The following is a 13,275-nucleotide window of genomic DNA, read 5'->3' as shown; positions in this document are numbered from 1 at the left end:
ATCCTGCCATCCGTCGAGGCATGGCCGCCCCTGTCGAGCCCGTTCGATTCTGCCGTCATCCTCGGCTATGATGGGTGCCACGAAGCGTGGGCCTGCATGTGTTGCGGCCGACCGCATTCCGGGAGGATTTCGATGGAAGCCGCGCAGAACGAGGTTCAGCAAGCCTTCACGGCCAAGATGCAGGCCAAGCACATCACGCCGCTCTGGACCATCGCCAACCGGATCGTGATGCGGGAACCGACGCCGAAGATTCCGTCGGTGTTCTGGAACTATCAGCGCGACATCCGGCCCTACATCCTCGAAGCGGCCGACATCATCACCGCGGCCGAGGCGCATCGCCGCGTGCTGGTGCTGAACAATCCGGAACTCAAACACGGCGCCACCCACACGCTCACCTGCGCCATCCAGGCAATCAAGGGCGGCGAGATCGCGCCCGCGCACCGCCACTCGCAGGCGGCGCTCCGCTTCGTCATCGAAGGCGAGGGCGCCTACACGGCGGTGAACGGCGAGCGCATCTACATGCACCAGGGCGATTTCATCGTGACGCCGGCCTGGACGTGGCACGACCACGGCAAAGAGTCCGACGGCATCATGATCTGGCTCGACGGCCTCGACGTGCCTCTGGTCAATCATCTCGGCGCGACCTTCTCGGACGACTATGAAGGCGACGGCCATTTCCCGCAGTCGCGGCCGCCGCATGACTCGTTCTCGCGTTATGGCTCCGGCATGCTGCCGCTCGCGCCGATCACGCAGCGCTCCTCGCCGGTGTTCGCCTATCCGTACGAGCGCACCCGTGCGGCCCTCGAGAATTTGCGCAAGGCCAACGACTGGGACGCCTGCCACGGGTTGAAACTCAAGTTCGCGAACCCTGCAACGGGCGACTGGGTGATGCCGACGATCGCGACCTTCGCGCAACTTTTGCCCAAGGGCTTCAAAACCGCGCCGTACCGCTCGACCGAGGCCACGGTGGTGATGGCTGCCGAAGGGACCGGCAAGGCCACGGTTGGCGAGCAGACCTATACGCTCGGCAAGAACGACATCTTCGTGGTGCCGAACTGGACCTGGTGGCAGGTCGAAGCGAGCGACGATCTTGTGCTGCTCAGCTACTCGGACCGCGCGGCGCTGGAAAAGCTCGATCTGTGGCGCGAGCAGCGCGCCAATGAACCGCTGCAGCTTTAACGGCGACGAAACGCTGTCATCCCCACAAAGCGGGGCGAAGGGACGTTTCCCTTCGGACGGCTGCGGCGGGTGATGACAGGCAAAGAGGGGGCACCCATGATCGTCACCACCACCAATGACGTCGCAGGCTACCGCATCACTCGGCATCTCGGCGTGGTGCGCGGCATCACGGTGCGTTCGCGCAGCGTGATCGGCAACATCGGCGCCGGCATCCAGTCGCTGTTCGGCGGCAACATTTCGATCTACACGAGCCTTGCCGAGAAGGCCCGCGAGGAAGCCTTCAACCTGATGGTCGAGCACGCAGCCTCCGCCGGCGCCAACGCCATCGTCGCCATGCGGTATGATGCCAATGAGATCACCGACGGCATCACCGAGGTGCTGGCTTATGGCTCGGCGGTGGTCGTCGAGCCAGCCTGAGGACGATTTTTCATCGGGGGATGACAGACGGCTGTCGGCCCATTATGGTCCGCCCGCCTGACCCGCAGGAGTGTAGCTCAATGGCTAGAGCACCGGTCTCCAAAACCGGGGGTTGTAGGTTCGAGTCCTACCACTCCTGCCAGTAATTATCTGATTCATTGAAATAATTTGATGTCGGGCACGGCGCACTTTTATGCGCTGCTAACGAGGCCGCTGCTCCGCGATCATGCGAAATGTCTGCCGCGGGCGGCTACCACGGACTTTCTGTTCCGCGTCCGATGCGTGGATTAACTATCCGTTCGCCAGAAGCTTGTCTGCAACCCTTGGTTATCCGATGATGGTGGTACCTGGGGAGGCTATCAATGAGCGTTCGAGTCTGGATCGCGCTTGCAGGCGCGTGCTTGCTTGCCAGTTGCGCGTCGAAGTCGTCCGAGATCACGGCCGCGTACGTCTCGCCGATGACGTATCAGTCATACAGCTGTCAGCAGCTCGGCATGGAGGCGCAGGCCGTCTCGACTAAGGCCGCGGAGCTCTCAGGCGCGCAGGATCAGAAACGAACGATCAAATCGCCACCGGCGTTGCCATCGTTGTTTTCTGGCCCGCGGCTTTCCTCGTCGGCGGCGACGGTCAAGTGGCAGCTCAGCTAGCTCAGATGAAGGGCCAGATGACTGCGATCGAGCAGGCGAGCATCCAGAAGAAGTGCAACATCCAATTTCAGCGCGCGCCGGCGCCGACTGCCGAAAGCTCGGCCTATCAGACTGCGGCGGCTTCCAACCACTGATCTAGCCAGGCCGCAGTCTTTGTCACATCAAGCCGTAGTCGAAGAACAGCCCGCCAATTCAGGCTCGCCCGCGCACTGACGGTTCGACGCGCGAGATGCTCGCTGACAACCGGATCAGGTGAGAGATATTTTGGCTTTCAACCTGGAAACTGTCGCCGAGAGGGCCGACGCAACACGGGATGCGGCAGCTTGTTTACGCGGATGGGCTAGGTGGTGATTTGAGAGTGGGCTGGCTAATCCCCCCGAGAGCTTTTCTAAGCAGGCCCAGATGTCTTAAATCCTCGAAATTGTGATCCAAGAACATGTTGACTAGTTTTCTCTGCTCTTCGCGGAGAACCGGGTTCTTGAAACGCCGAAAGAATGTCTCACAACGATAGTCATCTTTGGAAAGCAAAGCGATTTCGTCAGTGATATCGGAGTACATGATCGAAGCTCCATGCACAAAGACAGGCCGTTCGTTATCGCAGAGAATGATTGGGCCTGAGCGCTCGACTTTGGACAACAAGCTCGCGTGCACGTTCCAAACATGAGCGTCGAGTATCAGAGCGCCGCGTTCCTCGTAGGCCATCAGGTTTAGGGCATTCTGTTCCCAGCAAACATCGCCTTCCAGTTCTTCCGATCCTTGTCGCCATTCGCGCAGCACGTCGCGGTCCGCAAACATCATCACGCCAGCATTCAAATACCGACGTTGTCCACAATCCGGGTTGCGTGCCAAAGCGCCTTTCAGTTTCGGAGTTCTGAATTTCGAAGTGAAATCGTCGAGTGAAAAACTAGGCCCCTGATCCGGCGCGACACCGAATCGGCGGTCCGTGGACCTCAAAGCCGACCACAGTTCCGTCAGATCGTTCCTTCCGTCACGCAGCGCAAATATATCTGCATCGAGCCAGACGAAGTTTTCAGTGACGCGATCATTCAAGAATAGTTCAATCGAGCTCTTCAGCTTGTAGGGATGCAATACGTCTTTCAGTTTTGCCGGCCTCGGCAGCAAAATACCCTTTTGCGAGAAGAATTTTTGTTGGGCATCTGTAAGCCCAATATCCATCACGAAACATGGGTGACCGGGAAAGTGCCAGTTCAGGCTCTGGACCAAAATTGCGCTCATAAAAAAATATTGGTCGTTTGCCGCTGTGACGAAACTCCAATTACATGATTTTGCAATTGCCAAGATTGTCCCCGTTCTGGTCTGGACGCCATCGCTTCAACAAAAGGCACGCGCCCTTACTGTGCGCGCGTCTTGAAATGCCCAATCGTCGGCCGGGAGCGTTTTGGTTGCTGCGTTGTCGCGCGACTGAAAGAGGTCCGCCGATTGAGGCGGCCTTCGTGGCTTAAATCACTTCTTGTCGGTCAAGCTAAAACGCCCGCTACCGTCGTTACCCTCGTCGCAGAGTATTAGCGCGACGCTATGGCTTCCGGTGTTGTAAAGGCACAAATCGTGTTCTGAATCGCTTCTGATGTGAGCGATCGTTTGATCGATTTTTTCAATACACGTGAGCCGATCTTCCAGCAGAGTCAGAACAGAGTATGCATTTCATGCATCCCCATTTCTTTTGTCCCCAGCCAAAGTCTCTTTGCGTCCGGTCGGAGAGTCAATCTTGGAGTGCAATTTTTTTGCGGTTCGCACGGCAGTGTGGTTTGGATGTTTGAACCCTTGGTCGCCGGCGAACGAGTTTCTACTGCCGCTGTCCCGTCACGGGTTGTCTATGCGGACAGTACGCTAAGCCCTTGACCTGACATCGAACAGTCAATGGTCTGGACGCCATCTGTCTGTGCTTTTGTTCGGCAGACGTTCGCACTGCGTCATATGCGTGAGAGTGCGCATGCCGTTCCGCAGCTCCAAGACCTGGAGCAGGGTCGGGAAGTAGACCGCGCGTCGTGCCTTAACGGCCGCCCTTCTCGAGCTCCGCGAATCCTCGCCGAAAGGCCCGGTCGAAAATCTTGTCGCTGCCCGGCAGGACGGATTTCGCGCCGCAGACCTCGCAGGTACCGGCCATCACGGTGACGCGGCACGGCACATAGCCTTTGTGACTGAACTGCCAGAAGGCGATGTCTTCCATCTTCATGCTGACCTGTCCTTTGTGGCAGATGTCACAAATCAGCGCGTGTTTTTGTTGTTCCATGAGAGATCCGGCGGGGAATTCGGGCCGGTATCCTGATGGCGCTTTCGCGATCCGTGTGTGAACCGCATCACAAAAGGCGGCTCAAAGCGGCATCACCACGTCGGAATAGGGAACGACATCACCCGCATTCCGCGCGACCGGCTTCTGCCGGCGAGCTCCGCCGGGGAGCGTCCGATTTCCATCGTCCAGTAATGCTGCCCCGACCGCGACACGGCGTGCGCGACGGCCTTGCATCCCGGCAGGCGCATATTCGCCGCGTGCCCGGGCGAGGCCCGCCATTGAGCCATCGTTGCTTCCTTGGTGCTGTTCCCTGCGGCGACGTTCTCAGCGCGCGCTCCCTTCGCCGCCCGTTCGGAGAAACCCGAATGGTCCATGCTGTCTCGGCGCGCCATGTCGTTTGAGTGTTCCTGAGCGAGCTGCTGCATCAGCGCGCAATCGGATTTCGCCTGGGCGTGCGTCATCGTGGTCAGGACGGCCACGATTGCAACGACGGATATGCGCACAAGACTCATGGATACGCTTCCGAATTGCGCGGCGACCGCAGCGGTCAGCCGACAGTCCAGCGTGCTGTTACGGGGGCGAATGTCAATCAAAGCCTGGTGTGGACGTCTAGCACTGCGACCCGACCGCTCTCGACCTGTTTGACCGCTTCTAGGAGCACCTTTGACAGCTCGTCCGGCTCGGTCACCGGACCTGCGGCCCAGGCGCCGTAGCTTCGCGCGTTGGTGGCATGGTCGATCGCCGGATCGACCATGCGCTGCCCGATCCAGGCGTTCTCGCGCGGGCGGTTGCGGTCCTTGGCCACCTCGATCTGGTGGCGTTCGTCATTGCCCCAGGTGTTGTTGTTGTTGATCACGCACAGCATCGGCGCGCGGTAGTGGACCGCGGTCCAGATGGCGCTGGCATACATCGCGTAATCGCCGTCGCCGAAGATCGCGACGCAGAACCGGCCGGCATCGCGCGCCGCGATGGCAGCGCCGACGGCTGCGCCCGGGCCGTAACCGACACCGCCGCCGCCATTGTGGCCGAGGTAGTCGCCGGCACCCGCGAACTGCCAGACGCCTTCCGGAAAGCTCGCCTGGTTGCGGACGGCAAGCTGCCACTTCTTGTGTTTGACGGCGTCGTGGATCTCGGAAACCAGCCGAGCCGGTGTGATCGGCCTGCTGTTCCAGTCCTTCTTCGCGGTCTCACGCTGCCGGGTGCGCAAAGCGTTGTGGCGTTCGGCAATGATGGCTTTCCGCGATTTGACGCTGGCTTGCAAGGCATCATTGGATTGCAGCTTCTGCCGGACCGCATCGGTCAGCTGCTGGGTCCCGAACAGCGGATCGGCGCTGAGCTGAACGTCGATCGGCGCTTGCGAGCTGGAAAGATAGGACCACGAGGTCGGCGCCATGCCGTTCAGCGACAGGTCGATCACCGTGCGGCCGGCTTTGTCGCGGCCTTGCGCCACTTCGGTCCGATCGTTGGTGTAGCCGTTTAGGAGGCTTGCGAGGTCGCGACAGTCGATGGCGAGAACAACGTCAGCTTCGTGCACCAGCTTCCGTTCGCCGCTGAGGTTCTGCGGATGGCCCGTTGGGAACGCGATCATCGCGAGATCGTCCTGATAGGCCGCGCCGGTGAGTTCGACGAGTTCTGTCAGGACTGCGGTGCTGGCCGGGTTCAGTCCGAGCCGCCCGCCGACGATGAGCGGCAGTTTGGCGTTTAGCAGCAGCTCGGCGGCCTTCGCCAGCGCCTGCGGATTGGCCGCGACCGGCGGTCCGGCCTGCCAGCGTCGTTGGTCGGGCATGTGAAGGGAGCCCGCGATCTTCTGTTCCTGCACGCCACAGTCGGCGGTGACGTAGACCGGTCCGGCCGGCTGCGTCATCGCGATCTTCGCGCCACGCGCCAGCGCGTCGAGCGTCGCCTGTCCGGTGACCGGGTCGTCCGACCACTTCACATAGGACTTCACGATCTCGCTTTGCGGATTGGCGCAATGCAGCCAGTCGACCCAGCGCCGTTCGGCGGGATCGAGCGGGCCGCTGCCGCCGATTACCATCAGCGGCACCTGGTCGGCGAAGGCGTTGTAGACCGCCATCGAGCCATTCATCAGGCCGACGAGATTGTGGATCATGCAGACGCCGAGCTTGCCGGTCGCCTTGGCATAGCCGTGCGCCATCGCGATCACGGCCTGCTCGTGGATGCCCATGATCAGCTTGGGTTTGTGATTGCGGCCGAAGTTGACGAGCGAGTCGTGCAGCCCGCGAAAGCTCGATCCTGGCAGCAGGAAGACGTAGTCGACGTCGAGGCGGCCGAGGAATTCGACAAAGGCGTCCGAATAGTATTCCGCGTCGCGACGGTTTTCCGGAAGGTTGATGGGCGTTTCGCCGGCATAGCGGCTGGATGGATCGTCAGTCATTCACTCGCCCTTGATATTGGCTTCTTTGATGACGCGGGCCCAGCGCGCGGACTGGCTCGCGATGAAGTCTTCGAACTCTTTCGGCCCGCCGCCGAAGATCACGAAGCCGCGCTGCTCCAGCACCTTCCGGACGGCCGGCCGTTCCAGGACTTCCGTGATGTCGCGCACGATCTTGTCGCGGATCGAGGCTTGCAGGTTCGCGGGTCCGAACAGGCCGAACGAGCCTTGCGAGGTGAAGCCGGATACGCCTTGCTCCGCAATGGTCGGAATCTCCGGCGCGAGCGGCGAACGCGTCAGCGACGCGACGCCAAGTGTCCGCATGTTGCCGGAAGTCACATAGGGCAGGATCGTCGCGACGCTGTTGAACGATGCCGTGACCTCGCCGGTGAGCACCGCAGTCGTCGCCTCCGGGGCACCCTTGTAGGGCACATGCACGAGCGCGATCCCGGTCAGCCGCGCGAAGTTTTCCATCGCGAGGCGCTGGTGGCTGCCCGGCCCGGTCGAGCCGTACATGATGGTGCCGGGTTTGGACTTCGCCCAGTCCACAAACTCCTTGACGTTGCTGGCCGGCGCGGACTTGGTCAACGCAAACATGTGCGGCGCTGTCGCCAGCAGCATGACCGGCGCCAGTTCTTTCAGCGAATAGGGCAACGACGGATAGAACAGCGGATTAAGAAGGTAGGTGCCGTCCGACGCCAGCAGCAGCGTGTAGCCGTCGGGTGCGCTTCGCGTCACGGCCGTGGTGCCGATGATGGTGTTGCCGCCGGGCCGATTTTCGAGCACGACCGCCTGGCCCCATTTCTCGGACAGCGCTTGCGCCACGACCCGAAGCAGGATGTCGGGCGTGCCGCCCGCCGAATAGGGCACGATGACGCGCACGGTACGGTTCGGATATTCGTCCGCGCGGCTTGCGGTTGCGAGCGCCATGAACATGAGCGCCGTTAGCGCTGCTGCCATTCGCAAGGCACGAGTCGTCATTTTCGGGATTTCGATCAGGGCAACCCCGGCGGTGGCCGCCGATGATGCGTCGCCTGCTCATAAGCATAGGCGAGCGCGATCATTCGCGCGTCGTCATAGGGCCTGCCGAGGAAGGTGATGCCGGCCGGCCGGTCGCTATGGGTAAAGCCGGCGGGCACCACGATGGACGGTACGAACATCAGGAAAGTGTTGATGTGCGGCGCGCCCTTCTGGTCGACAAACGGTGGGTTCACACCATCCTTGATCAGCGTCGGTGTGTGCTCCACCGCCTTATGCACGATCGCATCGAGGCGATGGTCCGCCATGACCTTGAGCATGTTGATCATCAGCGTCTCGCGCGCCTTCATATACGCGTGGTGCTTCTCGGGCGTGTCGGCATTCTTCCAGCGGCGATGACCGCTGTTCACCACCTTCTCGAACAGCGGTGATGCAAGTGCCGCCTTGCGCGTACCGTAGGGCGTATCGCCGCCCTTGAAGTACAGTTCGTGCATCGTGTCGTCGTCGGCGACGCTGCGGGCGCGCGTTGCGAGCAGGGCCTTGAGATCGGGAATGACGATCGGATCGATGACGGTCGCACCGGCCTTGGCAAGATCGGCGACCGCGCGATCGAAGACTTCGGTCACCTGCTTGAAATCATCGCTGTCGGGCTCGGAGTGATAGCCCATCGGCTCGCGCAAGATGCCGATACGGGCCCCCTTCAGTGCGCCCTTGTCGAGTGCGCTCGAATAGTCAGCCTCGTGGCCAATGCCATATCCAGTGACCGGATCGTTGGGGTCGTAGCCCACCATGCAATCGAGGAGCTTTGCCAAGTCGGTCACGCTGCGCGCCATCGGGCCGAGCGAACCGTTGACGGTCGGCCAACCGCCGTAGACGCCACCGCGGCTGACGAGGCCCATGGTCGGCCGCATGCCGGCGACGCCGTTCCAGATCGAAGGCCTGCGGATCGAAGCAAAGCCTTCCTGCCCGACTGCGACGGTGCAGAAATTCGCCGACACGGCGGCTCCCGAGCCGCCGGATGAGCCGCCCGCGGTGCGCTCGAAGTCGTAGACATTGCGGGTCGAGCCGAACAGCGAGCCGTGGGTGTCGCCGCCGCCAAGTTCGCCGAGCGTGGCCTTGCCAAGGAAAATGACGCCAGCCTCGCGGAGCTTTTTCACAGCAAAAGCGTCTTCGCGCGGCATGTAGTCCTTGTAGAGCACCGAGCCGAGCGTGGTCGGCATGCCTTTGACGTCGCCCTGGTCCTTCATGATGACAGGAATGCCGTGCAGCGGTCCGACGAAGCCGGACGCCTTGAACGCGGCATCGAGCCGGTCGGCCTCTTCGAGCGCTGTGGGGCTGAGCGAGATCAGCGCGTTGATGGCGGGACCCCGCCGATCATAGGTCGCGATGCGGTCGAGGTAAGCTTGCACCAGCGCCCGAGCGGTCAGTGTACCGGCCTGATAGGCGGCGTGAATGTCGGCGATGGTGGCTTCGAGAAGTTTGAAGGCTGTGGAATGCATAGCCAACAATAGGCCGTGAAATTAGATGATGTAAACGCTCGTGTCGCTTGGTTCGGAAGTTCGCTTCGGAGCAAGCTTGAGAATGCGAGCGAACTTTTTGAATCAAAGCGCAAGCTTCGCATGGCAGGTGAGGTGCCCCGGCATGTCGGCGCAAGAGGAAGTCTGCTAAGTTGCGCCATAATGGGGCGGTCGCTTGAACAAGCGCCGACCAATAAGCCGACCGCAACAGGGAGGCATGGGGATGAAACGTCTGGAATGGATGGCTCTTGCGCTATTGGCGCTCGGGCCGCAGGTGGTTTCGGTTTCAGCACAGCCTGCCGCCACGCAAGCGTCGCTCAACGACAAAGAGCTCACCGGCATGCGGCTGTTCAATCAGTCGTGCCGCGTCTGTCACACCAAGCCGCAGTTGAGCAGCCCGCTCTATGGGCCGGCGCTGTCGCGCCAATCGCTCGGCGGTCAGGATGACGTGATGCGCGAGGTGATCAGCAACGGCACGCCCCGCATGCCGGGCTTCAAGCATCATTTTCAACCGCAGCAGATCGACGCCATTGTCGCTTATCTGAAGACCATTCCGGCGCCATCGCCCTAGGAGGCATCCATGCGCAGCATGCGATCGTTGCTGGCCGCGAGTTCATTCGTCGCGCTGCTCGGCGGCGCTGTTCCTGCCGTTGCGGCGGATACGATCTTGAGCGGTCTCGTCAAATCGTCCGATGGCGCAGCGATGGGCGGCGTCATGGTTTCGGCAAAGCCCCAGGGCGGCACCATCACAACCACGGTGCTCACTGATGAAGCCGGCCGCTATTTCTTCCCGCCGCTTGCCGATGGCAGGTACCGGGTCTGGGCGCAGGCGCTGGCGTTCGCCTCCGATCGGGGCGAAGTCGATCTGGGCGCAACGAAGAAACGCGACTTCACGCTGAAGCCCACCGAAGACGTGTGGAAGCAGCTTCCCGGCAACCTGATGCTCGCAGCGCTCCCGGAGGACAACGAGCAGGACAAGCGCATGAAGGCCATCGTGCGCAACAACTGCACCGCCTGTCACACCGCGAGCTACGTGCTGCAGCATCGCTTCGATGAGGCCGGCTGGACCGCCATCATCGAGTTGATGAAGAACGTCAACGTCTACGGCGCCTATGTCGGCGCGAGCCGGCCGCCATCCGGCATTCTCGACTATCACCAGAAGGAGCTCGCGGCTTATCTCGCGAAGGCGCGTGGACCCGGTGAGAATGGCACGCACGTTAAACTCGAGCCGCGTGCCACCGGCGAGGCCGCTCGTGTGATGTACAAGGAGTACGACGTCCCGCTCGACGCCGATCAGGGGCTGCCCGCGAATTTCGTGCAGAACGACGGCAGCGACTGGTCGCTCGGCACGCCGTCGGTGCTCATTCCCGGTTGGGGCGTGCACGACGCCTGGATGGATTTCCAAGGCGACCTCTGGTTCACCTGCAACATTCCGAACAGGCGGATCACCATCGGCCGCATCTCCACCAAGACCGGTGCGATCAAGCTGTTCGCGGTGCCGGGTCCGCAGGGCCTCATGGCCCAGACCCACGGCATGACGCGCGATCCGAACGGCATCCTCTGGTTCAACGTCAATCCGGGGCGCGGCGGCATCGGCCGCATGGATCCGAAGACCGAAAATCTCGAAGTGTTCATCCCGCCGCCCGGTATGTCGCCGACCGGAGGCGCCACCACGGTGGACTATGACGGCAAAGGCAAGATCTGGTCGTCGTCGCCGGACGGCGCGTTGCGCTTCGATCCGGACACCGGCCAGTTCACCGAGTTCAAGTCGATCACCTACAAGACACCGAACGGCACCGGTGTGACTTACGGCGCCGCCGCGGACCGCGACGGCAATGGCTGGTGGGCCGAGATGTCGATCGACATCATCGGCAAGGGCAATATGGCGACCGGCAAGGCCGAGGAGGTGCGGCTCGAACCCGTGAAGGCCGAGCTTGATCGCGTGACGCCCGAGGCGAAGAAGTTCTTTGAGACCTACAACCAGCCGGACTTCAACAGCCCGCTGCCCTGGGCGCAGGGGCCGCGCCGCATGGGCACCGACAAGGCGGCCGACGTGCTGTGGGTTGGCAATTCGTGGGGCGCGAACCTCGCGCGCATCAACACCAAGACCAACGAGACGACCTACGTGCCGCTGCCGAGCAAGCAGCAGCCGTATCACGTGCATGTCGACAAGCAGCACCGGCCGTGGACCAACATCTGGGGCGGCGACCGCGTGATGCGCTACGATCCGCAGACCCAAGTCTGGACGGCGTTCGATCTGCCGACGCGCGGCGCCGAGCCGCGTTATGTCTCGCTGCTTGAGCGCGACGGTATGCCGACGCAAGTGGTGCTGCCCTATTTCAGGGCGCGGAAGGTCGCCGTCATGACCATGCGCAGCGAGGCGGAACTCGCAGCGCTGCGTCTGGAGGCCGAAAAGCAGTGAGCGCCGCAACTGCGCGCAGTCGCGGCGCCTGCAGGTCCCGACCAGTTTCCCGGTCGGGACCGCGCCCTCGGCATCACCCCCCGGATTACAGCCGGAAAGCGCGGTGTCTGTTTACCCGCGCGGTGCACCTCGCATAATTCGGAGGACTACTTAGGCGGACTGCTGTCCGGTTTGATGGCGCACGCTCGGACACGTTCCGCGGCCGAATACAGCAATGCCCGCAATTCATCGGGGTCCACACCATCCGCAGCCATCAAGGCGCGGATGAGGGGATCAGTCAGCAGTTCATCGATCGATGGTTCGGGGCTTTCCAGCATTCAAGCGTCCGACACACTTATTGGCTTTATCTTTCTGCGGGCAGCGCGTTTCCAATGAGTTGGAACGGCCTGACAAGCGTCGCGCCTACAGTGTCCAGAACGAACACGCCGGAGCGATGCAGACCCGGGCTCGTCGCCAGACGCGGATAAAGCGCGGCCAGATTCGTATAGCGGTCGTGGTTGAACCGGTCCGTCGCCGCAACGTTCGAGATATCGACGATTTGAACCTTGGCGCTCAGCGCCGCCTCTTGGACCCGTGGATCGTCGACGTCGAGAGCGCCAACCCTCGGCCGCTCTCCGGCAATGCGTCCGGACAGCGCGAGAGCTTTGTCGTCGCGCGAGACGAGCAGCGTCATGGGCGGCGAGAGCGGCCCAACGACTTTCATTTGCGAGCGGAACACGTCGACGTCGATGTCGGGCGCGGCCAGAACGACACTCAAGCGGCCAACGACTGCGTTTTGACCGGAGAGGCCCAGCTGGCGCAACGCCTCCATAACGAGCCAGGAGCCCATGCTGTGTCCGATGACCACAACTTCGCCAGCCCCCGGTTTGCGCGCCAGCATCGACAGCAATTCGGCCAACTGGTCGCGCGATGAGGTGACCGCGTCCTTGTCGGCGACGTAACCGGTTACAGTCGCTTCCGACGGCCAAGCAAACAGGATCGGCTGCGCCCCTAGATCGGAATCGGCTGTCATTTGCGCGAGACGAAACAGCGCTTCCTGGAAATTGGTGTTGAAGCCATGCACGAAGACGGCAGTTCTCCGGTCTTTGCGCCCGGATGACAGGCGCTGCTCGAAGGTTTTCCGGTCGAGCACCTCCTGCTGCGCGGTGACAAAATCGACGGCGGGATCCGGCGTTCCCGACGGCCATTCGATCTGCCCAACTTTGTGACCGGGCGGAATTGAAATCTTGAACGCCGCATAGTTGGACTTGCCGGAGCGATTGTTGTTGTAGACGTTGCTGCCCGCGATCTCGCGCTCACGTGTTGTTGCCACATAAGCGGTGACGACTCTGGCGCCGGGAACCAACGCCGCTGTCGGGTTCAGCACCTCTGGTCCGGGTCGCGTGGCGCAGCCGGCCAGCATCATCAGCAGCAGGACAACGACAGCCCGGCCGGCGCGCTTGAGCTGGTCCATGTTGCGCATCCCGATGCCC

At 62.0% G+C, this 13,275-nt stretch carries 13 protein-coding genes and 1 tRNA gene; 6 read left to right on the top strand and 8 right to left on the bottom strand.

The window, feature by feature from the left end; genetic code table 11:
* Nucleotides 1-132 precede the first annotated feature (132 nt).
* The 4 genes from RHPLAN_RS22700 (at nt 133) to RHPLAN_RS22685 (ending at nt 2,243) form a co-directional block, all read left to right on the top strand.
* Nucleotides 133-1,179, top strand: coding sequence for a cupin domain-containing protein (locus RHPLAN_RS22700; protein WP_068022309.1), 1,047 nt, complete (start codon nt 133-135; stop codon nt 1,177-1,179).
* Between the two features lie 96 nt (nt 1,180-1,275).
* A complete protein-coding gene (locus RHPLAN_RS22695; RefSeq protein WP_068022305.1) occupies nt 1,276-1,596 on the top strand; it encodes a YbjQ family protein in 321 nt (106 codons plus the stop codon).
* 66 nt (nt 1,597-1,662) lie between these two features.
* Nucleotides 1,663-1,738: transfer RNA gene (locus RHPLAN_RS22690), tRNA-Trp, on the top strand.
* Between the two features lie 220 nt (nt 1,739-1,958).
* Nucleotides 1,959-2,243: a hypothetical protein gene (locus tag RHPLAN_RS22685; RefSeq protein ID WP_237179892.1), complete on the top strand. Its 285-nt coding sequence runs from the start codon at nt 1,959-1,961 to the stop codon at nt 2,241-2,243.
* 327 nt (nt 2,244-2,570) lie between these two features.
* Here RHPLAN_RS22685 and RHPLAN_RS22680 read toward each other — a convergent pair whose 3' ends face one another.
* The 6 genes from RHPLAN_RS22680 to RHPLAN_RS22655 all read right to left on the bottom strand — a co-directional run bounded on the left by RHPLAN_RS22680 (nt 2,571) and on the right by RHPLAN_RS22655 (nt 9,363).
* Complete coding sequence (locus tag RHPLAN_RS22680; RefSeq protein WP_157100422.1) at nt 2,571-3,542, bottom strand: glycosyltransferase family protein; 972 nt, start codon at nt 3,540-3,542, stop codon at nt 2,571-2,573.
* Between the two features lie 712 nt (nt 3,543-4,254).
* Entirely contained in the window at nt 4,255-4,437 is a 183-nt protein-coding gene (locus RHPLAN_RS22675; RefSeq protein ID WP_210180569.1) for a hypothetical protein, read from the bottom strand.
* A gap of 149 nt (nt 4,438-4,586) precedes the next feature.
* Nucleotides 4,587-5,006, bottom strand: coding sequence for a CAP domain-containing protein (locus tag RHPLAN_RS22670; protein WP_068022299.1), 420 nt, complete (start codon nt 5,004-5,006; stop codon nt 4,587-4,589).
* Between the two features lie 77 nt (nt 5,007-5,083).
* Nucleotides 5,084-6,889 carry a thiamine pyrophosphate-binding protein gene (locus tag RHPLAN_RS22665; RefSeq protein ID WP_068022297.1) on the bottom strand — a complete coding sequence of 602 codons (1,806 nt, stop codon included), beginning with the start codon at nt 6,887-6,889 and terminating at the stop codon, nt 5,084-5,086.
* Nucleotides 6,890-7,846: a Bug family tripartite tricarboxylate transporter substrate binding protein gene (locus RHPLAN_RS22660; protein ID WP_068022294.1), complete on the bottom strand. Its 957-nt coding sequence runs from the start codon at nt 7,844-7,846 to the stop codon at nt 6,890-6,892. It lies immediately after the preceding gene.
* A gap of 35 nt (nt 7,847-7,881) precedes the next feature.
* Nucleotides 7,882-9,363, bottom strand: a complete 1,482-nt coding sequence (locus RHPLAN_RS22655; protein WP_068022292.1) for an amidase family protein — start codon at nt 9,361-9,363, stop codon at nt 7,882-7,884.
* Nucleotides 9,364-9,604: 241 nt separating this feature from the next.
* Between RHPLAN_RS22655 and RHPLAN_RS22650 the strand changes: the two genes are divergently transcribed.
* Together RHPLAN_RS22650 and RHPLAN_RS22645 are read left to right on the top strand one after the other, a co-directional pair.
* On the top strand, nt 9,605-9,952 hold the full coding sequence (locus tag RHPLAN_RS22650; protein WP_068022289.1) for a c-type cytochrome: 348 nt from the start codon (nt 9,605-9,607) through the stop codon (nt 9,950-9,952).
* A 9-nt stretch (nt 9,953-9,961) separates the two neighbouring features.
* Entirely contained in the window at nt 9,962-11,803 is a 1,842-nt protein-coding gene (locus RHPLAN_RS22645; RefSeq protein WP_068022287.1) for a carboxypeptidase regulatory-like domain-containing protein, read from the top strand.
* A 146-nt stretch (nt 11,804-11,949) separates the two neighbouring features.
* Here RHPLAN_RS22645 and RHPLAN_RS39560 read toward each other — a convergent pair whose 3' ends face one another.
* The gene (locus tag RHPLAN_RS39560) at nt 11,950-12,120 is read right to left on the bottom strand and encodes a hypothetical protein (RefSeq protein WP_157100421.1); all 171 of its coding nucleotides are present in this window, start codon (nt 12,118-12,120) and stop codon (nt 11,950-11,952) included.
* Nucleotides 12,121-12,146: 26 nt separating this feature from the next.
* The gene (locus RHPLAN_RS22640; protein WP_068031677.1) at nt 12,147-13,256 is read right to left on the bottom strand and encodes an alpha/beta hydrolase; all 1,110 of its coding nucleotides are present in this window, start codon (nt 13,254-13,256) and stop codon (nt 12,147-12,149) included.
* Nucleotides 13,257-13,275: the final 19 nt, after the last annotated feature.

It is taken from the genome of Rhodoplanes sp. Z2-YC6860 (genome assembly GCF_001579845.1).
Lineage (GTDB): Bacteria > Pseudomonadota > Alphaproteobacteria > Rhizobiales > Xanthobacteraceae > Z2-YC6860.
Note: the sequence above shows the minus strand (reverse complement) of the source record. Positions and strands in the feature narration are given on the sequence as shown.

Coding starts and splice junctions, on each gene's coding strand:
- RHPLAN_RS22700 (WP_068022309.1), top strand. CDS start 133: ATGGAAGCCGCGCAGAACGAGGTTCAGCAAGCCTTCACGGCCAAGATG.
- RHPLAN_RS22695 (WP_068022305.1), top strand. CDS start 1,276: ATGATCGTCACCACCACCAATGACGTCGCAGGCTACCGCATCACTCGG.
- RHPLAN_RS22685 (WP_237179892.1), top strand. CDS start 1,959: ATGAGCGTTCGAGTCTGGATCGCGCTTGCAGGCGCGTGCTTGCTTGCC.
- RHPLAN_RS22675 (WP_210180569.1), bottom strand. CDS start 4,437: ATGAAGATGGAAGACATCGCCTTCTGGCAGTTCAGTCACAAAGGCTAT.
- RHPLAN_RS22670 (WP_068022299.1), bottom strand. CDS start 5,006: ATGAGTCTTGTGCGCATATCCGTCGTTGCAATCGTGGCCGTCCTGACC.
- RHPLAN_RS22665 (WP_068022297.1), bottom strand. CDS start 6,889: ATGACTGACGATCCATCCAGCCGCTATGCCGGCGAAACGCCCATCAAC.
- RHPLAN_RS22660 (WP_068022294.1), bottom strand. CDS start 7,846: ATGGCAGCAGCGCTAACGGCGCTCATGTTCATGGCGCTCGCAACCGCA.
- RHPLAN_RS22655 (WP_068022292.1), bottom strand. CDS start 9,363: ATGCATTCCACAGCCTTCAAACTTCTCGAAGCCACCATCGCCGACATT.
- RHPLAN_RS22650 (WP_068022289.1), top strand. CDS start 9,605: ATGAAACGTCTGGAATGGATGGCTCTTGCGCTATTGGCGCTCGGGCCG.
- RHPLAN_RS22645 (WP_068022287.1), top strand. CDS start 9,962: ATGCGCAGCATGCGATCGTTGCTGGCCGCGAGTTCATTCGTCGCGCTG.
- RHPLAN_RS39560 (WP_157100421.1), bottom strand. CDS start 12,120: ATGCTGGAAAGCCCCGAACCATCGATCGATGAACTGCTGACTGATCCC.
- RHPLAN_RS22640 (WP_068031677.1), bottom strand. CDS start 13,256: ATGGACCAGCTCAAGCGCGCCGGCCGGGCTGTCGTTGTCCTGCTGCTG.